At 60.7% G+C, this 20,748-nt stretch carries 18 protein-coding genes and 1 pseudogene; 12 read left to right on the top strand and 7 right to left on the bottom strand.

The genetic code is table 11. The features are described from left to right. Positions 1 to 375 precede the first annotated feature (375 nt). Genes G7Y29_RS04605 through G7Y29_RS04595 form a run of 3 tightly spaced genes read left to right on the top strand, consistent with a single transcriptional unit; the run spans position 376 to position 2,645 of the window. On the top strand, positions 376 to 1,197 hold the full coding sequence (locus tag G7Y29_RS04605) for a TIGR04255 family protein (protein WP_165005000.1): 822 nt from the start codon (positions 376 to 378) through the stop codon (positions 1,195 to 1,197). Continuing rightward, entirely contained in the window at positions 1,187 to 1,714 is a 528-nt protein-coding gene (locus G7Y29_RS04600; protein ID WP_165004998.1) for a hypothetical protein, read from the top strand. Before G7Y29_RS04605 ends, G7Y29_RS04600 begins: the two co-directional genes overlap by 11 nt. Before the next feature lie 4 nt (positions 1,715 to 1,718). Beyond that, positions 1,719 to 2,645, top strand: coding sequence for a hypothetical protein (locus G7Y29_RS04595; RefSeq protein ID WP_165004996.1), 927 nt, complete (start codon positions 1,719 to 1,721; stop codon positions 2,643 to 2,645). 337 nt (positions 2,646 to 2,982) lie between these two features. On the opposite strand, the gene G7Y29_RS04590 is transcribed toward G7Y29_RS04595, so the two are convergent. Further along, positions 2,983 to 3,279 carry a hypothetical protein gene (locus G7Y29_RS04590; protein ID WP_165004994.1) on the bottom strand — a complete coding sequence of 99 codons (297 nt, stop codon included), beginning with the start codon at positions 3,277 to 3,279 and terminating at the stop codon, positions 2,983 to 2,985. A 292-nt stretch (positions 3,280 to 3,571) separates the two neighbouring features. Here G7Y29_RS04590 and G7Y29_RS04585 point away from each other — a divergent pair. The 3 genes and pseudogenes from G7Y29_RS04585 (at position 3,572) to G7Y29_RS04575 (ending at position 6,432) form a co-directional block, all read left to right on the top strand. Beyond that, positions 3,572 to 4,823, top strand: a pseudogene (locus tag G7Y29_RS04585) (IS3 family transposase). A 115-nt stretch (positions 4,824 to 4,938) separates the two neighbouring features. After that, entirely contained in the window at positions 4,939 to 5,301 is a 363-nt protein-coding gene (locus G7Y29_RS04580; protein WP_165002187.1) for an integrase core domain-containing protein, read from the top strand. 294 nt (positions 5,302 to 5,595) lie between these two features. Then, positions 5,596 to 6,432: a tyrosine-type recombinase/integrase gene (locus tag G7Y29_RS04575; protein ID WP_165002186.1), complete on the top strand. Its 837-nt coding sequence runs from the start codon at positions 5,596 to 5,598 to the stop codon at positions 6,430 to 6,432. A 19-nt stretch (positions 6,433 to 6,451) separates the two neighbouring features. On the opposite strand, the gene ilvC is transcribed toward G7Y29_RS04575, so the two are convergent. The 3 genes from ilvC to G7Y29_RS04560 all read right to left on the bottom strand — a co-directional run bounded on the left by ilvC (position 6,452) and on the right by G7Y29_RS04560 (position 9,922). Further along, positions 6,452 to 7,465, bottom strand: coding sequence for a ketol-acid reductoisomerase (gene ilvC / locus G7Y29_RS04570; protein ID WP_165002185.1), 1,014 nt, complete (start codon positions 7,463 to 7,465; stop codon positions 6,452 to 6,454). Between the two features lie 86 nt (positions 7,466 to 7,551). Beyond that, positions 7,552 to 8,067 (bottom strand): acetolactate synthase small subunit, encoded by a 516-nt coding sequence (ilvN, locus tag G7Y29_RS04565; RefSeq protein WP_165002184.1) that lies wholly within the window; start codon positions 8,065 to 8,067, stop codon positions 7,552 to 7,554. A 1-nt stretch (position 8,068) separates the two neighbouring features. Then, positions 8,069 to 9,922 carry an acetolactate synthase large subunit gene (locus G7Y29_RS04560; protein ID WP_165002183.1) on the bottom strand — a complete coding sequence of 618 codons (1,854 nt, stop codon included), beginning with the start codon at positions 9,920 to 9,922 and terminating at the stop codon, positions 8,069 to 8,071. A 253-nt stretch (positions 9,923 to 10,175) separates the two neighbouring features. Between G7Y29_RS04560 and G7Y29_RS04555 the strand changes: the two genes are divergently transcribed. The 4 genes from G7Y29_RS04555 to G7Y29_RS04540 are packed head-to-tail and all read left to right on the top strand — an operon-like array spanning position 10,176 to position 15,334. Beyond that, complete coding sequence (locus G7Y29_RS04555; RefSeq protein WP_165002182.1) at positions 10,176 to 11,597, top strand: mechanosensitive ion channel family protein; 1,422 nt, start codon at positions 10,176 to 10,178, stop codon at positions 11,595 to 11,597. Between the two features lie 9 nt (positions 11,598 to 11,606). Further along, positions 11,607 to 12,140, top strand: a complete 534-nt coding sequence (locus tag G7Y29_RS04550) for a PH domain-containing protein (protein WP_165002181.1) — start codon at positions 11,607 to 11,609, stop codon at positions 12,138 to 12,140. A 4-nt stretch (positions 12,141 to 12,144) separates the two neighbouring features. After that, positions 12,145 to 13,983: a dihydroxy-acid dehydratase gene (ilvD, locus tag G7Y29_RS04545; RefSeq protein ID WP_144742059.1), complete on the top strand. Its 1,839-nt coding sequence runs from the start codon at positions 12,145 to 12,147 to the stop codon at positions 13,981 to 13,983. A 10-nt stretch (positions 13,984 to 13,993) separates the two neighbouring features. After that, a complete protein-coding gene (locus tag G7Y29_RS04540) occupies positions 13,994 to 15,334 on the top strand; it encodes a glycosyltransferase family 87 protein (RefSeq protein WP_249399812.1) in 1,341 nt (446 codons plus the stop codon). On the opposite strand, the gene G7Y29_RS04535 is transcribed toward G7Y29_RS04540, so the two are convergent. Further along, entirely contained in the window at positions 15,218 to 16,039 is an 822-nt protein-coding gene (locus tag G7Y29_RS04535; protein WP_165002180.1) for a DoxX family protein, read from the bottom strand. The two genes, G7Y29_RS04540 and G7Y29_RS04535, sit on opposite strands and share 117 nt — an antisense overlap. A 105-nt stretch (positions 16,040 to 16,144) precedes the next feature. Between G7Y29_RS04535 and G7Y29_RS04530 the strand changes: the two genes are divergently transcribed. Beyond that, complete coding sequence (locus G7Y29_RS04530) at positions 16,145 to 17,203, top strand: glutathione S-transferase family protein (RefSeq protein ID WP_165002179.1); 1,059 nt, start codon at positions 16,145 to 16,147, stop codon at positions 17,201 to 17,203. Here the strand turns inward: G7Y29_RS04530 and G7Y29_RS04525 are convergent. Next, positions 17,200 to 17,673, bottom strand: a complete 474-nt coding sequence (locus G7Y29_RS04525) for a GNAT family N-acetyltransferase (RefSeq protein WP_165002178.1) — start codon at positions 17,671 to 17,673, stop codon at positions 17,200 to 17,202. The two genes, G7Y29_RS04530 and G7Y29_RS04525, sit on opposite strands and share 4 nt — an antisense overlap. Before the next feature lie 120 nt (positions 17,674 to 17,793). Here G7Y29_RS04525 and G7Y29_RS04520 point away from each other — a divergent pair, with 120 nt between their 5' ends. Further along, positions 17,794 to 19,242 carry a YkvI family membrane protein gene (locus tag G7Y29_RS04520; RefSeq protein ID WP_165002177.1) on the top strand — a complete coding sequence of 483 codons (1,449 nt, stop codon included), beginning with the start codon at positions 17,794 to 17,796 and terminating at the stop codon, positions 19,240 to 19,242. Here G7Y29_RS04520 and gatB read toward each other — a convergent pair. After that, entirely contained in the window at positions 19,239 to 20,738 is a 1,500-nt protein-coding gene (gatB, locus tag G7Y29_RS04515; RefSeq protein ID WP_165002176.1) for an Asp-tRNA(Asn)/Glu-tRNA(Gln) amidotransferase subunit GatB, read from the bottom strand. The genes G7Y29_RS04520 and gatB overlap by 4 nt on opposite strands. Between the last annotated feature and the right edge of the window lie 10 nt (positions 20,739 to 20,748).

Below are 20,748 nucleotides of genomic sequence, written 5' to 3'. Positions count from 1 at the left end.
ATCGGTGAGGGGGTTCTTCACCCAGCTCATGAGAGTGTAGCCCCTGGAGGGTGTGTTTACGCCGGTCAGAGATGGTCACATGATGTGCCAGAATCACCTGAATCAGGCTGTTGGCCAGCTGCTGCGGGATATTTGCGGGATGGAACGGGGAACCATTCAGCCCCTTTCGCAGTCCAACTAAACACGATCTTTCTAGGCAACGATAACGAATGAACCCTCGCTCGCCACTCACGGATATACCATTCAATGTATTTGAGAGGCCGACAAGCTCGGATTGGTAACTCATGGGGTGCGTACCCAGGATTTCCCCTAAGAATCATTGCGAAACGGAGGGTTACCTGAAATCATCTGAAGGTGTGAAGTAAGGTGTGAAGTATGGAAATCCGCAAAAAATATCGACCCTTCACTGGCGACACCAACCGGAAGGTGCGACTCGATGCCGCTCCACTCCAGCTGGTCATTGCTCAAATTCAATGGCCTGAGCATACTCATTTGAATTCTTCTTTCGAGGCAGCTATTAACTCCTTCAGCTCGGAACTGAAAGGATTCCCTCTCGCCAGCACAGCCTCTGAGGCTGAGTTTAAAATTTCCCCGGAAGGAATAGAGCAAGTCCAGGGCGGGGTTTCTTATCAATACAGTAGTGCCGACAATGTGTGGACTGTTCATCTAAATCAAAAGTTTATTAGCTTGTCCTGTGGCGCTTATCCTGACTATAAGTTCCAGGATGTCCTTGACAGATTAGAACCAATTCTTCTTGCAGTTCACAAATGCTTGGGCATCGAAGTGATCTCTCGAGTGGGCGTGCGTTACGTCAACCGAGTAGAAGATGCAAATAAGATTACCAATCTCAACCAGCACTTTAAAAGCGAAGCGTTAGGGTACCAATTTCTTGATGTTCCTGAAGGGATCACACTTCATGGATCTTTATCCCAGGCTCTATACGAACTCGACGGTATAGCTCTGAATGTCCGCTCCGGATTAATGGCCCCTGGTCAAACCCCCGACCAAGCTCTAGCCCCTTTAGATAAACGGGCTTGGGCGCTTGATCTAGATGCATTTCAAGTGACTAATCAACGCTTCTCACCCAATTTTGTGATGGAGACCGTAGGTACACTTTCAGACACTTGTTACGATTTCTTCAAATATGTTCTCTTGGAAGCAGGGGAAACCGCGTTCGGAGGAGACCATGAAGGTTAAAACTAAGGCACTTTCGTCTACCACTACCGGTTTCGGTGTTGCACTGATAACAACTGCGGCCATGTGGCTACCAACGGCGCACGCCCCCGCCCAAACGAAAAGCCTCTATCCTGATTCAGCATTTACCCGTTATTGGTCAGGACTAGGTTTGAAACAGCAGACGGCAACATCAACCCCTAAAACAGCCAAGAAGCCTGAGGTAAGTCCTGCATTTCTTGTTAAAAGTCTTCAGAACATTTCCGGACTAACTGCCAAGGAACTAGGACATGTATTCAACGTGAGTCGCCGTTCGATCCATAACTGGGCTAACGGCAGCTCAATATCCGTGAGTAACGCGCAGCGCATACGTGCCTTCCATGCTCTAGTTTCTTCTTTAGGGGTTAACTCGCCAGAACAGCGCCGCACTCTCCTACTCTCTTCAACGGGTGGGAAAAGCTTGGTCGAGCAGTTCATAGCCGAGGGTCGTCAAGGGTATCAGCTGCAGCATACCCTGCCGGTAATGGAGAGACTCGGCTAACATTATGAGCGAGAAAGTAGTCGAGCCTGCCCTTGCGAATCTTAAGCAGGGTGACATCCTTGAGCAACCAAGTACAGCGGGTTTCAACTGCAGTATTCCAGACGGGGATATTGCAGTCGTCAGCCAGACCTGTGATGTGCGTAATAAAAATAGGGAATTTGTCTCTGTTGCACCAGTAATTGAAATTGGCAAGGGCGATCAAAGTAATATCAAAAAAGGTCGCAAACCTCTCTTTGTTCCAGTTGGCCCCTCCCCTAACCGTGCCGCCAATCTCGAGGAAGTCCACTCTGTGCCCCGGGATGTTCTTGTGGGTTGCCCGATAGTAGGGGAAACCGTCGATTACGCAAGTGGTAAAGAAGCTTCAGTTCTTAGTAGTAGAATCGGACGGGCATATTCCCGAGCGGCGCTCCCTGACGAAGTTAATCTCGTAATGCAAAAATTTTCTACGAAGTTAAGGGATAGATACTTCAAGAGTAGCCACATAGCAGAAGCTCTTGATTATCTAACCGATATTAGAATTGGATGCCAGGAATGGAATCAACCAGGTCGAGAGTTAACACTGTACTATCTTCTTCCTGCAGAACTTCTATCTTCTGAGGACTTCATTGAGGTAGAATGGACTTGGTCTACGGGCAAAATTCACGGCCTCGACCCTAAGCAAACCCAATGCCAAGATCTCTCTTTTGAGAAGACAGCCGAGTTAATCTGTTCCAACATCGGCTCGGACGTCTCCCTGGGAACGAAATATGCACTATGGGAGCATTATGCCGACCATGTCTACGATCAGTATCTTCAGAGTGAACTTAATACAGAAGTCGCTTCGATTCATTCCGAGGTTGTATCAGCACTCGATTTCAATTATGACCAGTTTATCCATACTGAGAGCCTAGAATTTTCAGCATTATCGTACTCTTCTCCCCGAGGAGAATAAGTTCGCATGGGATATCTGGAGTTATATTTTCCCTTCCCCAGCCCAGTCACACGCTAGCAAGGAAGATCGCGATGGCTGCAGCATCAATTTTCCAGCAGTCATAGCAGAATAAAGTTTAGAAATAAGAACGGCCCCTATCACCGTGAGGTGATGGGGGCATTCTTAGGGGTAGCACGTCCGAAAACAGCCTCACTAGCTTCACACGAGTGTTAGCTTACGAGTATTTAGATCACCTTCTACTTATCGGCCACGACTACCGCATAAGTGCGACAATCAACGCTGGAGACCATCGAGGAGTCGGTCTATCCGATGAAATTCACCTTCCCTGCGATGTGGGTTAAGGTGCACATAACCAATCGAGTAGTTCCCTAGATGCAGCATCAGATCCGCCCGGATAGTCTGCATCTAAAAGATGTCTAGTCTCATCGAAAATGCGAGAGGCGATTGCTTCTTTTTGCTCTCTTGAAGCATTCTTTTTCAATTCATCAAGAGGCACTTTCAATTCAACTGGAGGGTTTGCGCTCATAGAAAAGGACCGTTTATCATCTGCATACACCCGTACGTAACACGCTGTTAGTGTCGACTCCAGTACGAGGTTTCCGAAAATAAGAGTGGTCAGCTTCTTTTCAATCATGCCCCCAAAGTAGTCGTTTAGGGGCCACGGGTTCATCGACGGGCATGCCAACCAACTTTGCGCGACTCGGCTTTGTTGCGGGGTCGTTCGTTTTCGTCGCAGAGCCGCTATGCCGAGCTGGACTGCAAGGCATAGAGGCGCCATGACAACCCCCTACCCCGATCCTGCTTCCTCCCCTACCGCGACTCCCACGAAGCGTGGAGCAGGCTGCGTGAAGTGGGGGGACCTGACCCCTTGGTGGTGGACACGCTGAAACCAGCATCTCGCTGGGAAAGTAAGGTACCTTTCCACCATGCCACGCAAGACCTACACCGAGCAGTTCAAGCGTGACGGAAGTGTCGTTGTACGAGTCGACCCCCGGAGCCACGATCAACGCGATCGCCTCCGATCTCGGGGTCAACCGCAACTCCCTGCGCACCTGGCTCGACGCCTTCGGCACCGGCACCAAAACCAACGCCAACGGTGAAAAAGTCGCCAGCCCGATCGCCGCAGCCAACAGCGAACGCTCCCCGGCTGAAGGACTCTCCGATGCCGAGCGGATCCGCGTGTTGGAACGCGAGAACGTCAAGCTCCGGGAGGAACGAGAGATCCTGCGCAAGGCGGCCAAATATTTCGCTTAAAGAGACGAACTGGTGAACCGCTTTCAGTTCGTTGATGACCACCGAGACTTCTACGAGGTCAAGCGGTTATGTGAGGTCCTGAAGGTCAACCGGTCCTCGTATTACAAATGGAAATCTGCTGCTCCTGCCCGCCGGCGACGCCTCGTCGCTGACGCGGCGCTGGGAGCGAGGATCAAGGCCGTGTTCACGGCCGAGAACGGCTGTTACGGGGCGAAACGTGTGACTGCGGCCATCAACGCCGATCCCGCCAACGACCGGGGCAATAGTGACCGTCTCAATCACAAGCACACTGCCAGGTTGATGCGGCAGATGGGCCTTTTCGGCTACACCAGGAAACGCCGGGTGAAGACCACCGTGTCCGCGAAACGTGCGCCTAAATTCCCTGACCTTCTGAAACGCCGGTTCACCGCGGAGAAACCGAACAAGGTCTACGTCGGCGATATCACGTACCTGCCGATCGCGGACGGGTCGAATATGTACCTGGCCACGGTCATCGACTGCTATTCGCGGCAGTTGACCGGTTTCGCGATCGCCGACCACATGCGCACCGAGTTGGTCGAAGAAGCCCTCACGATGGCTCACGGGGTCCGAGGTAGCCTTGACGGGGCGATTTTTCACTCGGATCACGGCAGTGTCTATACCTCTGAGCAGTACCGGAGGTTATGTGAGCGGTTCGGTGTCACCCAGTCGATGGGTACGATCGGGACGAGCGCGGACAACTCGTTGGCGGAGTCGTTCAACGCCACACTGAAACGGGAAGTCCTTCAGGACGAGCCTGTTTTCGCCAGCCAGCTCGTGTGTCGCCGGGACGTGTTCCAGTGGTGCATCCGGTACAACACCCAACGGTTGCACTCGTGGTGTGGTTACCGCTCGCCGAACGCCTTCGAGGCCACCGGATCAGCTACACTTACTATCGCATCTTGATTAAATCCCCGTGTCCACTTTCCGGGGTTCGGGCCCCGTCGGATCGTCGGGTGGGCGTTGTCCGATTCGATGCGTACCGAGGCGTTGCCGCTGCAGGCGCTTAAATCAAGCCATTGTGTGTGCCAAGGACACAGCGGGCCTTGTTCACCATGCAGATCACGGATCGCAATACGTCAGCATTGTCTACAACGAGCGTCTAGCCGAGCACGGAATCACGGCCTCTACTGGGACGGTCGGTGACTCCTACGACAATGCCTTAGCCGAAAATGTCAACGGTTCCTACAAAAATGAACTCATTCATACCCGCACTTGGAACGATGTGGTCGACGTAGAAATCGCGACCTTCGAGTGGGTCACGTGGTGGAACGAATCAAGGCTTCACCAAAGTCTCGGCTACCGCACGCCGGCAGAAGTAGAAGAAGAGTTTTGGACTGGCAACCCAAATCACGAGAGAATGGAAATCAAGGCAAATGCCTAGGAACAAAACCCGGGGCACTTCACTCCCGAACCTTCGACACCGAAAAAGCGGCGAAGGACTACGACGCTAAACAGCTCCAGGCCATCAACCGCGGCACCTGGGTGGACCCGGGGTATGACAACATCACCGTCCGGGAGATCTTCGAAGGGTGGGTAACGCCGGCAATCCACCCTCGACCTCTACGACAACACCCTGCGCCTACAACTCACCCCGATCGCTGACTACCCCGCCGCCAAGCTCACACCGAAGGACGTAGCGCAGTGGTATCAATCGTTGATCACGTGCCGGAAGTGGTTGGACAAAAACGATACGGGGCTCTCCCCCGGCACCGCGCGGGATCAACTCCGCCGGCTACGCTCTGCCTACCGATGGGCCATCGAGCAAGGCATCGTGCTGCGCTCCCCTGTCGTGATCCCCAAACTCGATGACAGTGATGCTGTCCGCCGGGAGGACATCCCCACCATGGAGGACATCCTAACCGTCGCCGGTTACGTCCGGGACGGCGGGGTGGAATACCTCGACACCAAGAAGAAGGGCACAGGCCCACAAGTCTCGACAACCAAGCCGGCACCAGTGGTGGCGGACATGATGCTCACCGCCACGATGACCGGGATGCGCATCAATGAGCTCTGCGATCTCATCGTCAGCGACATCGACCTCGATGAGGGAGTCATCCGGGTGAGCCAGCAGTTGGATGTCCGCACCCGTAACCGGGGGCCGTTGAAGTCCAGGGCCTCCCGGCGCGATATTCCTATTGCTCCTCAGTTGGAGGTCGTGTTGCGGGCCCAGATGGATGGGAAGGGCCCCACAGATTGGGTGTTCTGTGGGGCCCGGGAACAAGCCTTGAGGTCATCTCGGTTGTCGGTGTATGTCTCGCGTGCGGCGAAGTTCGCGGGGGTGGAGCGGGTGCATTTCCATTCCCTGCGGCATTTCTTCGCGTCTTCGTTGATTACGGCGGGTCGGCCGATTCATGAAGTTAGTGCCGTGATGGGGCACAGTAGCGCGTCGATGACGCTGGATGTGTACACCCACATCCTTGACCGGGATGGTCGTGAGATGCGGGATGCGATCTCCAGCGCGATCGGTTGCGGGATTTTTGCGGGATCGCGGCACCTGAAAGCGGTGCCGTAATCCTGTTTATGCTGGTAGTTTACGCGGTCTCGGTGAGTGGGTTCTTGACCCAGCTCATCATGTCACGCAACTCGGCACCGGTCTTCTCAATCGGGTGCTGTGCGATCCTGTCGCGGAGGCCCTCGAGCTCGGTATTGCCGTTTTCAACGTTGGCCACCAAGCGGCGGGTGAATTCGCCGGACTGAATGTCCTTCAGGACATCGCGCATGCGCTCCTTGGAGCCCTCGTCAACGACGCGCGGGCCGGAGAGGTAGCCGCCGAACTCCGCGGTGTCGGACACAGAGTAGTTCATGTTGGCGATTCCGCCCTCGTAGATGAGATCGACGATGAGCTTGATCTCATGCAGGCACTCGAAGTACGCCATCTCCGGCTCGTACCCGGCCTCGGTCAGGACATCGAAGCCGTTCATGATCAGCTCCTCGAGGCCGCCGCACAGGACAGCCTGCTCGCCGAAGAGATCCGTGACGGTTTCGGCCTCGAAGGTGGTGGGGATGACACCCGCTCGGGCACCACCGATGGCGGCTGCGTAAGAGAGCGCGAGTTCCTGACCGTTTCCGGCCGGGTCCTGCTCAACGGCGATGAGCGCGGGCACGCCCTTGCCGTCGGCGAAGGTGCGGCGAACCAGGTGACCCGGGCCCTTCGGTGCGACCATGGCGACGGTGATGTTGTCAGCCGGCTCGATGAGCTTGAAGTGGATGTTCAGGCCATGGCCGAAGAACAGTGCGTCCCCGTCGTTCAAGTTCGGCTCGATGTCGTTCTTGAAAATCTCCGCCTGAGAGGTGTCCGGAGCCAGAAGCATGATCACGTCCGCCCACGCCGCCGCGTCGGCGTTGGACTTGACCTCGAAGCCGGCCTCCTTTGCCTTCTCGGCGGACTTGGAGCCCTCACGCAGACCGATGACGACCTCGACACCGGATTCGCGGAGGTTCTGGGCGTGTGCGTGACCCTGGGAGCCGTAACCGATCACGGCGACCTTCTTGCCCTGGATGATGGAGAGGTCAGCGTCCTTGTCGTAGAAGACTTCGATTGCCATGGATGAACCACGTACCTTTCTTAGTATGTGAGACGGATGTTTCAAATTATGCCACAGGTGGCATCGCTTTCGGCGCGGCGTGGGCGCTATTTGCCCGAGCCCATCGATTTCGGTCCGCGGCTGAGCGCGACCTGGCCTGAGCTGACGAGCTCGCGAATACCGAACGTCTCCATGACGTCGAGAAACGCCCTGAGCTTCGACGGGGTTCCGGTTGCCTCTATAACGACGGAATCCGGGGCGACATCGACGACGCGAGCGCGGAAGATGTTCGCCGCGTCCACCACCTGGGGACGGTTGGAGTTGTCGGCGTTGACCTTCACCAGGAGGAGGGAACGCGCGATGGTGTTGTCGTCGTCAAGCCTGGCGACTTTGAGCACCTGGATGAGCTTATGAAGCTGCTTGGTGATTTGCTCGATGTGGTACCCGCTCGCGTCGACGACGATGGTGAGCCTGTTGACTCCCTCCGTCTCCGTGTTCGCTGAGACGAGCGAAACCAGGTTGTAGCCGCGGCGGGTGAACAGCGCGGTGACGCGTGTGATGATGCCGTCGAGGTCAAGGACGAGGACGGACAGGATGTTGCGGGTTGTCTCATCTCGGTTCATGTCAGTTTCCCTTCTCGGTCACGATCTCGACGACATCGTCGATGTCCTCCGGCGCTTCGCCCGCGTGCTCCTCCAGGTCGAAGAACGGGCGGATGTTCAGCGCGTACTGGATGTCGGAGTTGGAGGCGCCAGCCGAAATCATCGGCCATACCTGCGCGTCCTCACCCACGATGAATTCGACTACCACCGGGCGGTCATTGATCTCCCGCGCGCGCTGGATGGCGGGGATGACCTCCTCCTCCGTGGTCACGCGGATCGACTCCGCGCCAAGCGCCTCGGACAGTTTGACGAAGTCGGGGACGTACACGTCGCCGCCGAGCTTCGTATGGGAGTAGTGGCCGTCGTAGAACAGGGTCTGCCACTGACGCACCATGCCGAGGTTGCCGTTGTTGATCAGGGCGACCTTGAAGGGGAACCCTTCCTTGGCGGCGGTGGTGATCTCCTGGTTGGTCATCTGGAAGCAGCCGTCGCCGTCGATCGCCCAGACCTCCTTGTCCGGAGCTCCGGCCTTCGCGCCGAGGGCGGCGGGAATGGCGTAGCCCATGGTCCCCAGGCCACCGGAGTTCAGCCACGTGCGGGGCTTTTCGAAGTCGAGGAACTGGGCCGACCACATCTGGTGCTGGCCCACACCTGCCACGTAGACGGCGTCCGGGCCGACCTCGGCGGAAAGGGTCTCGATGACGTACTGGGGAGAAAGCGACCCGTCCGACTGCGGGTCGTAGCCGCGGGGGAAGCGCTCTTTCAGGTCGCCCAACCGCTCGATCCAGGCGTCGATATTCGGGGCATGCGCCTTGCCGTCTTTGAACGCGTCCAGCAGCTGGGACAGCACACGCTTCGCGTCTCCGACGATGGGCACGTCCACTTCGCGGATCTTGCCCACCTCGGCCGGGTCGATGTCAGCGTGGATCGTCTTCGCATCCGGCGCGAAAGTGTCGGTGTCGCCGGTGACGCGGTCGTCGAAACGCGTGCCGATCGCGATGAGCAGGTCAGATTCCTGCAAGGCTCCGACAGCGGGAACAGAGCCGTGCATACCTGGCATGCCCATGTACAGCGGGTGCGACTGCGGGAATGCACCCAGCGCCATGAGGGTAGTCACAACGGGCACACCCGTTTCGTTCGCGAATGCCAGGAGCTCCTCATGCGCTTCAGCCTTGATCACACCTCCACCGATGTAGAGCACCGGGCGCTTCGCCTTCTCGATCATGCGAGCGGCCTGGACGACCTGGCGTGAGTGCGGCTTCGTGTTCGGCTTGTAACCCGGCAAATCCAGCACAGGAGGCCAGGTGAACTCGAACTCGGTGTTCTGGATGTCCTTCGGAATATCCACCAGTACCGGTCCCGGGCGGCCCGTTGAGGCAATGTGATGCGCTTCGGCAATGGCCGCCGGAATCTCCTCCACGCTGCGCACCATGACGTTGTGTTTGGTGATCGGCATGGTGATACCCCTGATATCCGCCTCCTGGAAGGCGTCAGTGCCGATCAAGGGCGAGCCGACCTGGCCGGTGATGGCGAGGATAGGCACAGAGTCGAGGTACGCGTCAGCCAGCGGGGTGACCAGGTTGGTCGCGCCCGGGCCCGAGGTGGCGATGCACACGCCGACCTTCCCGGATACCTGGGCGTAACCCGTCGCCGCGTGACCTGCGCCCTGCTCGTGGCGTACCAGCACGTGGCGCAGCTCCCGCGCGGCGTAAAGGGACTCGTACAGGGGAAGGACCGCCCCGCCCGGCAGGCCGAAGACAATGTCGATACCCAACGCTTCGAGGCTGCGGACGACTGCGTCCGCTCCGGTCATGCGCTCGGGCGCGACCTCTTCGTGTTTCGGGGCCTTGTGTGAGGGCTTTTTGGAAGCTGCCACGGGAGATAGCTCCTTGAGTTAAACGGGTGGAGGAGAGAGGTTGAAGACCAAAACACAAATGCCCTCCGACCAGCACGCGTGTGCTGTCGAGGGCGCTTGTTGTGGGACTGAGAAGGATTTCAGACCGCTACGGCAAGCGCCGCACCGGAATAATTACTACTAGTCGCACATTGATCATGGGCATCATCATACACAGCACCCGAATATTTGTTGATTAACAGGTGCGCCTTAGGCGCTACCCTTGATAACCACTATGTCGATCACTCACATCGCCGCCGAAGCGTGGAACTGGTTTTCCGGAAGCTGGTTCGCCGACACCGGTGTCAACATCGCGTTGCTCATCCTCCTCGCCCTGCTGGTTCCCCGAGCCGGGCGGTTTGCCAACCGGGTCGCCGAGCGCCGCGCGGATCAACTGTCGGATGCGGACGAGGCGAAGAGCCATCTCGCCATCTCGGGCGTGGCCATTTACATCGTCCAGGCGATCGCATTCTTCCTCATCCTGGTGTTCTTTCTCCAGCAGCTCGGCTTCTCATTGGCCGGTGCCGCGATCCCCGCCACCGTCGTTTCCGCGGCCATCGGTTTCGGTGCGCAAAGCATCATCGCGGATTTCGTTGCCGGTTTCTTCATCCTCTCGGAGAAGCAGTACGGAGTGGGTGACTTCGTCACATTCGAGGGCAACGGCGTCAAGGTCTCCGGCGACGTCATCCAGATCACCATGCGCGCGACCCAGATCCGCACGCTCGAGCAGGCAACGGTAAGCATCCCGAACTCCACGGCGCGGATCTGCATCAACCAGTCCAACTACTGGTCGTCCGCGGTGGTCGTCATCCCGGTTCCGTTACTTGGTTCCGACAGTGCCGACGCCGCCGTCGCCCGCTCCGAGTCCGCCGCCCGTCGCGCGCTATCCCGGACGGACATCCGCCCGAAGGTTTTGGACGACCTCGCCGTCCACCCGGCCGTGGCCGTCAACCCACCGGTGACGGTGGGGATGCCGTGGACGGTGGACATGCGCTTCATCGTCCGCGTCGAGCCCCTCTCGCAGTGGATGGTGGAGCGCGCCATCCGCATGTCCATCCTCAACGAGTTCTGGGACGAGTACGGCTCCGCCACCACCATCGAGGGCACCCGCCTGGACCACGTGGTCGAACACACCGGCCAGTTCGACAAGTTTCCCCCGACCGAATACATGCCGCCTGTCCGGCCCGCCAGCAACGACACCGACGACCTCTCCCCCGTCGAGTCCGAGAACGATCCCGCCACCGACGCGCTCGCCGACGAGGAGAAACCCGCGCCGCGCATGGCGTTCGGCGGAGCCATGCGCTTGTCGACGCTCGTCCTGCTCAGCGCATTCGCCATCCTGCTTGTCATTCGGGCCATCACGTTTGAGCCTGCCGAGGCCGGCGCGGGCACCGATTCCGCTCCCGCCGCGACGAGCACCACCCCGTCAACCGCCGCTGCTGAGACGGAGCTCCCGCCGACTCCTCAACCCACCACCGCCCTGGAGCCCACGGTGGCTCAGACGACCGAGCCTCCGGCGGTGCCTGGCGACGACGTGACCGACACGGCATCTACCGATGCGCCCACAACCGCGGCGGATGGGACGGCTGCCGGGGCGCCGGGCGGGGCGTCGATTAGCGATACTCCCCCTTCCCAAACTGATACTCCCGTTGGCTAGCATGTACCCATGACTGATGCACCCCAGGTTTTCCGCCCCTCACGCGAACACGTCCTCGCCATCGTGTTGATGACGGGCATCGCGCTCATCGGTATCGCCTGGGCTCCGCTGCTGCTGAGCTGGCTGTTGATCATCCCCGCGGCGTACCTGGTCTGGGTTTTCGGGTCTTCTACGCGGGTTGACACCCGCGGTGTCACCATCACGTACCCCCTCCGACCGAACGTGTCCATCGCCTGGGACAACCTCTCCGGCATCGCTTTCAAGGGTGCGAAAGCGCTGGCCACGACCTCCGCGGGCAAGGAGCACCCAATGCCGGGTGTAACGTTTAACACTATTCCGGAACTTTCCGAGGCCTCAGGCGGGCGCATCACGGACGTAATTACCTCATCCGCCGAGGCCGCCGACGGAAAGTACGAAATCATCGACAGGGAAGGCCGCAGGGTACTGCTCAGCCGCGAAGAGTACGACGAGTACCTACGGGACCACCCTGACACACCGGGCCCCCGGCCCGAGACCGCCCAGCCCACCGACAGCAAGGAGTAACGCTGTGATCCCCCTCCGCTCACGAGTCACAACCGTCGGTCGCCAGGCCGCCGGCGCACGCGCCCTGTGGCGCGCGACCGGCACCGGCGAGAAGGAATTCGGCAAGCCGATCGTGGCCATCGTTAACTCCTACACCCAGTTCGTCCCCGGCCACGTTCACCTGAAAAACGTCGGTGACATCGTCGCCGAGGCCGTCCGCGCTGCCGGTGGCGTGCCTAAGGAGTTCAACACCATCGCGGTCGACGACGGCATCGCGATGGGCCACTCCGGCATGCTGTACTCCCTGCCCTCGCGCGAGATCATCTCCGACTCCGTCGAGTACATGATCAACGCCCACACCGTCGACGCGATGGTGTGCATCTCCAACTGCGACAAGATCACCCCCGGCATGCTCAACGCCGCGATGCGCTTAAACATCCCGGCCGTGTTCGTCTCCGGCGGGCCGATGGAGGCCGGCAAGGCGTTCTCGGTCGGCGGCGTGACCAAGCCGAAGTCCGACCTGATTGACGCGATCTCCCTGTCCGCCAACGACGCCGTCTCCGACTCCGAGCTCGAGTCGATCGCCAACGCGGCCTGCCCGACCTGTGGTTCGTGCTCCGGCATGTTCACCGCGAACTCGATGAACTGCCTCACCGAGGCCCTCGGTTTGTCTCTGCCGGGCAATGGCACCACGCTGGCCACCCACACGGCGCGCCGCGCCCTGTTTGAGAAGGCCGGCGAGGCCATTGTGAAGCTGTGCGACCGCTACTACGGCGAGGGCGACGAGTCGGTACTGCCGCGCTCGGTTGCCACCGTCGACGCGTTCCGCAACGCGATGGCGCTGGACATGGCTATGGGCGGCTCGACAAACACCATCTTGCACATCCTCGCCGCCGCCCAGGAGGGCGAGGTGGACTTCAGCCTCCACGACATCGACGAGCTCTCCCACTCAATCCCCTGCTTGTCCAAGGTCGCCCCGAACGGCGAGGCGCACGTCGAGGACGTTCACCGCGCCGGCGGCATCCCCGCGATCCTCGGCGAGCTCAACCGGGCCGGGCTGCTGAACAAGAACGTTCACACCGTGGCCTACCCCTCGCTGGACGAGTGGCTGGCGGACTGGGACATCCGCGCCGAGTCCCCCCTGCCCGAGGCCATCGAGCTCTACCACGCCGCGCCCGGCGGCAAGCGCACCACCGAGGCGTTTTCGCAGTCTGCGCGCTGGGAGTCGCTGGACACGGACTCCGCCAATGGCGTGATCCACGACGTCGAGCACAGCTTCACCTCCGACGGCGGCCTCGTCGTCCTGCGCGGCAACATCGCCCCCGACGGCGCGATCCTAAAGACCGCGGGCGTCGAGGAGGGCCTGTGGGAGTTTAGTGGCCCCGCCCGCGTTCTCGATTCCCAGGAGCAGGCGGTCTCCGTCATCCTCAACCGCGAGGTCCAGGAGGGCGAGGTCATCGTCATCCGTTACGAGGGCCCCGCGGGTGGTCCGGGCATGCAGGAGATGCTGCACCCGACGTCCTTCCTCAAGGGCGCGGGTCTGGGCACGAAGTGCGCCCTGATCACGGACGGTCGATTCTCCGGCGGCACCTCGGGGCTGTCCATCGGGCACATCTCCCCGGAGGCCGCGCACGGTGGCTTGATCGGCCTTGTGGAAAACGGCGACACCATCAGCATCTCGGTGTCCAACCGCGAGATCCGTCTGGACGTCGATGAGGAGGTCATCGCCGAGCGCCGCGCGAAGATGGAGGCGTCCGAGCGCCCGTGGACGCCGAACCGCACCCGCGAGGTGACCAAGGCGCTGCGCGCCTACGCCAAGATGGCAACCTCCGCCGACAAGGGCGCTGTCCGACAGGTGGACTAGGCTAACGCGGGTGAAAACTCACCTACTCACCCTCGTCACGGCACTGGGTCTCGCGGTCGGCTGCGCGGCCACGTGGAGCCTGATGCTCGCGACCGACTTCCCTGTCGACGTGATCATTTACCGGGAGGGCGCCCGGGCGTTCCTCGAGGGCAGGCCCGTCTACTCCGAGCCGATGCACGCGGCCGATGTGGCGCTGCCCTTCATCTACCCGCCGTTCGGTGCGCTCGTTTTGTCGCCGCTGGCGATGGCCAGCGGTCTTTCCGACGATGCAGCCGGCAACGTGATGATCGGCCTGTCGTCCGCGTTGCTGTTCGCCTGTCTCTGGTTCGTCCTGCGCGCTCTCACCAACGACAAACTGGGCCGCCGCACTCTCCTCGCCGCCACGTCCGTCGTGTGGGCGGCTGGCGTGTGCATGGAGCCGATGCGGCTCAATGCCATGTTCGCCCAGATCAATGTGGTCATCATGGCCCTCGTGGTGTTCGATCTGGTACCGCGAAAGCGCTGGCTGCCCCAGGGAACGCTCATCGGCATCGCCGCCGCGATCAAGATCACCCCCGTGGCGATGCTGCTGTTCTTCTTGCTGCGCAAGGATTTCCGCGCGATCGTCGTTGCCGGCGTGTCCGGTTTGGCCGCGACAGTGGTCGCGGCGCTATTGAGGTGGGACGCGACGGTGGAATTCTTCGGGGTAACGCTCTTCAGCATGGGCACCAGCTCGGAATTCGGCGTAGACACCACCTACCAGTCGAACAGCTCGCTCAAGGGCATGGTCATGCGCTTTTACCCCAGCGCGGAATCTCTCGAGGCGCATTCCCTCGGTTCAAACCTGATTTGGTTCGCACTCGTGCTGGCCACGGTCGGCCTTGGGGCCTGGCTCATGGCTGCGCTGATCCGCCGCCGCATGCTTATCGACGCTGCCCTGGTCAACGCCGTGGTCATGCTACTTATCTCCCCCGTTTCGTGGTCGCACCACTGGGTGTGGCTGGCGCTGATCCTCCCAGTGGCCGCCTGGCGCTGCGCCACGGTGCTGCGGTGGCCGCCGTTGCTCACAGGGGTGGTCACTCTGTGGACCGCGCTCGTGCTGACGCGGCCGCCGAAGTGGTGGTTCGGCGACTCCATCGCCGTCCACGAGCTTGCGCTGTGGCAGAAGTTCCTCGTGTCGGACTTCGTATGGTTGGGAATCGCCCTAATGGGGGCCTGGGCACTCGCGCTGCGTGGCGTGCCCGCGGAGCCCCGGCTACGCGAAGGGATTGATGCCGGTGCCGAACCACCACAAGAGGGCGGCCGCGGCGATGCCGAGGACGGCAAAGATCCACGACGAAGCCAGGGGTCGGCGAGCCCAGCTACGTCCTGAGTCGACGGCGTAGAAGCCCGGCCCGGTGAACTGGTGGGCCAGCGAGATACCGAAGAGGAGCACTGGAAGCCACACCGCGGCGTCCCACATAAGCATGTTTGCACCCGCTCCGGACGACGCGACGGCGTGGGCGCTCATGAACGCGGTAACGGCCACCGCTACCATGGCCGCGACAGGGCCAATCAACCCCAGAACGATGAATACACCGGCGGCGAGTTCGAGTGTGGGCACGACGATGGCGAGGACCTCGCCGTACGCATAACCGGAGAAGTCGTTCTCTAGGCCGGTGATGCCGTCGGAGGCGCCGAGGCGGAAGAACGTCTGGATCGCATGGAAGATGAGGTAGCCGCCCAGAACGAGGCGCAGCAGGAGCAGACCGAGGTCGATCGTGCCGCGGCGCGCGGGCTCCTCCACTACTACCGGTTCTTCGGCGTAGACGGGTTCGGCGGGCATCACCTCGAGCGGTTGCCGGTCGACGGTGACGGTCGATTCATCGGTGACGAGAGATTCAGTCGACTGCATAGCAGAGCTCGGGAACACCTCCGTCGGAGCGGCCTTCCCAGTGCGTTCGTAGATGGAAGAGGGCTCGCCCGCGCGGATGTGCGAGGTGCTGCCGGCCTCGCCGTACGTGGGGACATCCTCGAAATTGTTGAAGTCGTCGGGGGTGACGTCACGGGGATTGTTGCGGGGGAATTTGCTAGTCATAGTTAGGAACTTATTGCAGGAAACCGGTTTTCTGCGGAAGCGATTCCGGCGCGCCCCGCCCAACTTTTGTTGATTTGTCATCCTATTGTGAGGACAATAGGTGCAATGGACAAACAGAAGTGGAAGAACGCCCCCCAAAACGCCTCCGCCGACGGCGCCTTCGAGCGCGACACGACGTATATCGAGGACCGCATTGTCGCGGACGTCGACAAGCCCCGCGCATCCAGCGGGAAGCTCTGGCCCGTCGAGCCCGGCCGCTACCGCCTGATGGCCGCCCGCGCCTGCCCCTGGGCGCACCGCACGATCATCGCCCGCCGTCTCCTCGGACTCGAGGACGTGATCTCGCTCGGCCTGGCGGGCCCGACACACGACGCCGATTCGTGGGTGTTCGACGTCGACCCTAGCGAGAAGGACCCGGTCACCGGTCTGCGCCGTCTCAAGGAGGCCTACGAAAACCGCTTCCCCGACTACCCGGAGGGCATCACAGTGCCCGCGATCGTGGAGGTGGGCACCAACAAGGTTGTTACAAACTGGTTCCGCCAGATCCCGGTCGACTTCAACGACGAGTGGGCCCAATTCCAGCGCGAGGGCGCCCCGGACCTATACCCGGAGCACCTGCGCGACGAAATCGACCAGATCACCGACCGCGTTTACAAGCACGTAAACAACGGCGTTTACCGCTGCGGGTTCGCCGCCACACAACAAGCCTACGACGAGGCGTACCACGAGCTGTGGGAGCACATGGACTGGCTGGAGGAGCGCCTCGGCCAGCAGCGCTATCTAGTGGGAAACCACGTCACGCTCGCAGACATTTACCTCTACCCCACACTCGTGCGCTTCGACCCCGTTTACTACGGTCACTTCAAGGCATCGCGCACCAAGATCGCCGAGATGCCGAACCTGCGAGGCTACCTGCAGGAGCTGTTCCAGCTCCCCGGCTTCGGCGACACCACCGACTTCACCGAGATCAAGCAGCACTACTACATCACCCACGCCGAGGTGAACCCCACCGGCGTGGTCCCACTGGGACCGGACCTCAATTGGCTCGCGGAAAACCACGACCGAGGCCGCTTCGGCGGCTCTCCTTACGCTTCAGGCGTGACGGAACCGCGGCCAGTGCGCGACGGCGAGCAGGTCAAAAACCCCGAGCCGTTCCAGCGCTAGGCGCCCATGAGACGCAGCGCCTGGCCGTCGAGACGCATCGTCTGCCAGTCGCCCATGTCGTGCGCCCCAATCGAGGTGTAGAAGCCTATCGACGGGGCGTTCCACTTGAGCACAGACCACTCCACGCGGCGGTAGCCGTTTTCCACGGCGATACTCGCGAGCTCCTTGAGCAGCTTCGTGCCCACGCCCTTGCCCCGGGCGGAATCGCGGACGTAGAGGTCCTCCATCCAGATGCCGTGGCGCCCCTCCCACGTAGAGAAGTTGACAAACCAGATAACCATACCTTCGAGACGGCCGTCTTCATCCGCCACATGAGCGAAGACCTTGGGGTCCTCACCGAAGAGATGATCGTGAATGTCCTGCTCCGCCGCAGCGACAGCGTCGGGCTCTTTCTCGTACTCCGCGAGCTCTCGGATCATGGAGAGGATCTCGGCTGCGACCTCGGCTTTCGCCGGGCGAATGTTCGACATGCGAGCCAACACTAATGCACCGGGCGCGTTTCGCACCAAAAACGGTGACTAGACGTTTTGATATCATTGCGGACTTGTACATTGCAAGTTTCTATTCATCAAAGTATTTGGGAAAACTTCGTGAGAAAAGCAGTTAAAGTCGCCCTCGCCTTCGTGGGCCTCCTCGTCGGAGCGGGCTTCGCGTCCGGCCAGGAGACAATTCAGTACTTCCTGGCCTACGGATACTGGGGCATCGTCGGCTCGATCCTCGCCGGCATCGTCATCGTGGTCGTCGGAACGACTCTGTTCCAGCTCGGTTCCTACTACCTGGCAGACGACCATTCTGCGGTGTTCAAGTCCGTCTCCCGGCCCGTGGTGTCCACCTTCATGGACCTGTCCACCATGTTCACTCTCTTTGCCATCGGGTTCGTCATGATCGCCGGAGCCGGTTCCAACCTCGAGCAACAGTTCGGCTTCCCCACATGGGTCGGCGCGGTCATCATGACCATCGCGCTTGTCGCCTCCGGATTCCTCGACGTGGACAAGCTCACCAACGTCATCTCCGTGATCACGCCGTTCCTCATTCTCGCGGTGATCGGCGCTCTCGTGGTCACCATCCTGAACATGCCGGACCACATGAGCTCGCTCAACGAGCTCGCAATGCAGAATGACCCGGCCTCCGGGGTCTTCGGCAACTGGTTCCTCTCCGCGCTGAACTACGCCGCCCTGTGCGTTCTCGTCGGCGTGTCCATGATCCTGGTTATCGCCGGCTCCCAGATGAACCCGCGCGAAGCCGGGTTGGGAGGCCTGCTCGGCGGCATTATCTTCTCCGTCCTCCTTGTGACCCTGGCGTTCGTTATCTTCGCCAACATGGACGGGGTATTCGGCGCAGACTTCCCGCTGCTCATGGTGTTCGACAACATGCATCCTGCCGTCGGCCTCGTCGTCTCCATCATCATCTACCTGATGGTCTACAACACCGCCGTCGGCATGTTCTACGCCATGGCCCGCCGCATGTCCGCCAAACACCCTGAGCGCTTCCGCCCGATCTACTTCACGGTGGTCGGCATCGGCTTCGCCCTGTCCTTTATCGGGTTCGCGGAGCTGGTGAACTGGGTCTACCCGGTCATCGGCTACCTCGGTATGGTACTCATTGTTGTCATGGTCTACGCGTGGATCAAGGACCGCACCTTGATCCAGCAGGAGACGAAGCGGCGCGAGCGCCTGGCGGCTCTGGCGGAGAAGGCCCTCGACCCGGATGCGAAGGAGCTAACCGACAGCCAGCGTGAAGAGGTCGAGGAGCTAGTCTCCGAGTCCCACGTTGAAGAGACCCAGCTGTGGCAGTCCGTCCAGGAGGAAGTTGCGGCCGACCTCGACGCCGACCCCGCGAGCGAGTTCTCGCTGGAGGACACCCCCGCGCTGAATCCCGAGTCCGATGAATACGAGGGAGCGCCGGAGTCCCCGGCCGATGCCCCCATCGACTGGGAGGCGTACGACGAGATGTACCACACCGGTAGTTTCCCGGCCGTCACCCCGGAAGAGGCCGAGCACGCCAAGCGCGGTGCCGGCGGCTCGAACGCAGCGAGCTAGCTCAGTTTCTTCGCAATGAGCTGGTTGACCTGACCCGGGTCTGCCTTGCCCTGGGTGGCCTTCATCACAGCTCCCACGATCGCGCCGGTGACCTTCGTGTTGCCGGCGCGGTACTTTTCTACGATGTCCGGGTTCGCGGCCAACGCGTCGTCCACTGCCTTCTCAATGGCGGAATCGTCGCGCACAACCTCGAGACCGCGCTTAGCGACGACCTCGTCAACGCTTCCCTCACCTGCTATCACGCCGTCGATGGCTTGGCGTCCCAGCTTCGTGGTCAGCTTGCCCTCCTTCACAAGGGTGACAACCCGAGCGACATCTTTGGGCTCGACACCGACGGAGTCAAGGTCCTTGCCCTGCTCATTGGCCTTGGAAGTGATGTAGGACACCCACCAGGCGCGGGCTTCATCCGGTGTCGTGCCCGCCTCGACGGTGTCCACCACGAGATCGAGGGCGCCAGCGTTGACTAGGTCGCGGAACTCCTTTTCCGGCAGCCTCCACTCCTCCTGGATGCGGGCGCGGCGCACCCACGGCAACTCCGGAAGGGTCGCGCGGATCTCCTCGACCCACTCGGGCTTGGCGATCACCGGCGGCAGGTCCGGATCATTGAAGTAGCGGTAGTCGGACGCCTCCTCCTTCGGGCGGCCCTTCGAGGTGGAGCCATCCTTCTCCTGGTAGTGCCGGGTCTCCTGCACAATCTCCCCGCCGTTTTCTAAAACGTGCGCCTGGCGCTGCATTTCGAAGCGCACTGCCTGCTCGACTGACTTGAGAGAGTTGATGTTCTTCGTCTCGGTGCGGGTGCCGAACTTCTCCTGGCCGATGGGGCGCAGGGACACGTTGGCGTCGCAACGCATCGACCCCTGGTCCATGCGCGCATCGGACACGCCGAGGGCTTTGACCAGCTCGCGCAGCGCGCCCACATACGCTCTCGCTACTTCCGGGGCTCGCTCGCCGGCGCCGATGATCGGCTTGGTCACAATCTCGATGAGCGGGATACCTGCGCGGTTGCAGTCCACGAGTGACGCAGTCGCCCCGGTAATGCGGCCGGACGCGGATCCGAGGTGCGTGAGCTTGCCCGTGTCCTCTTCCATGTGGGCGCGCTCAATCTCCACGCGCCACTCGGTGCCGTCCTCGAGCTGCACGTCCAGGTAGCCGTCAAAGGCAATGGGCTCGTCGTACTGCGAGATCTGGTAGTTCTTCGGCTGATCCGGGTAGAAATAGTTCTTCCGGGCGAAGCGGGAGCTCTCCGCGATAGTGCAGTTCAGGGCCAAGCCTATCTTGATGGCCCACTCCACTCCTTTGGCGTTAACCACGGGCAGCGCCCCGGGCAGTCCGAGGGAGACCGGGTCGATGTTGGTGTTCGGGGCTGCCCCGAAATGCGCTGACGAGGTGGAGAACATCTTCGTCTCCGTCGCCAACTCGACGTGCACCTCCAGACCCATCACCGGGTCGTATTTCTCCAGGACGTCGTTAAAATCCATCAGGTCGTAGGCAGTCATGAACCACAGT

Source organism: Corynebacterium qintianiae (assembly GCF_011038645.2).
Lineage (GTDB): Bacteria > Actinomycetota > Actinomycetes > Mycobacteriales > Mycobacteriaceae > Corynebacterium > Corynebacterium qintianiae.
The sequence above is the reverse complement of the archived record's forward strand: the minus strand, read 5'-3'. Positions and strand labels throughout refer to the sequence as shown.

Coding starts and splice junctions, on each gene's coding strand:
- G7Y29_RS04605 (WP_165005000.1), top strand. CDS start 376: ATGGAAATCCGCAAAAAATATCGACCCTTCACTGGCGACACCAACCGG.
- G7Y29_RS04590 (WP_165004994.1), bottom strand. CDS start 3,279: ATGATTGAAAAGAAGCTGACCACTCTTATTTTCGGAAACCTCGTACTG.
- G7Y29_RS04550 (WP_165002181.1), top strand. CDS start 11,607: ATGACTGATGCACCCCAGGTTTTCCGCCCCTCACGCGAACACGTCCTC.
- G7Y29_RS04530 (WP_165002179.1), top strand. CDS start 16,145: ATGGACAAACAGAAGTGGAAGAACGCCCCCCAAAACGCCTCCGCCGAC.
- G7Y29_RS04535 (WP_165002180.1), bottom strand. CDS start 16,039: ATGACTAGCAAATTCCCCCGCAACAATCCCCGTGACGTCACCCCCGAC.
- G7Y29_RS04595 (WP_165004996.1), top strand. CDS start 1,719: ATGAGCGAGAAAGTAGTCGAGCCTGCCCTTGCGAATCTTAAGCAGGGT.
- G7Y29_RS04555 (WP_165002182.1), top strand. CDS start 10,176: ATGTCGATCACTCACATCGCCGCCGAAGCGTGGAACTGGTTTTCCGGA.
- gatB (WP_165002176.1), bottom strand. CDS start 20,738: ATGACTGCCTACGACCTGATGGATTTTAACGACGTCCTGGAGAAATAC.
- G7Y29_RS04525 (WP_165002178.1), bottom strand. CDS start 17,673: ATGTCGAACATTCGCCCGGCGAAAGCCGAGGTCGCAGCCGAGATCCTC.
- G7Y29_RS04600 (WP_165004998.1), top strand. CDS start 1,187: ATGAAGGTTAAAACTAAGGCACTTTCGTCTACCACTACCGGTTTCGGT.
- ilvC (WP_165002185.1), bottom strand. CDS start 7,465: ATGGCAATCGAAGTCTTCTACGACAAGGACGCTGACCTCTCCATCATC.
- ilvN (WP_165002184.1), bottom strand. CDS start 8,067: ATGAACCGAGATGAGACAACCCGCAACATCCTGTCCGTCCTCGTCCTT.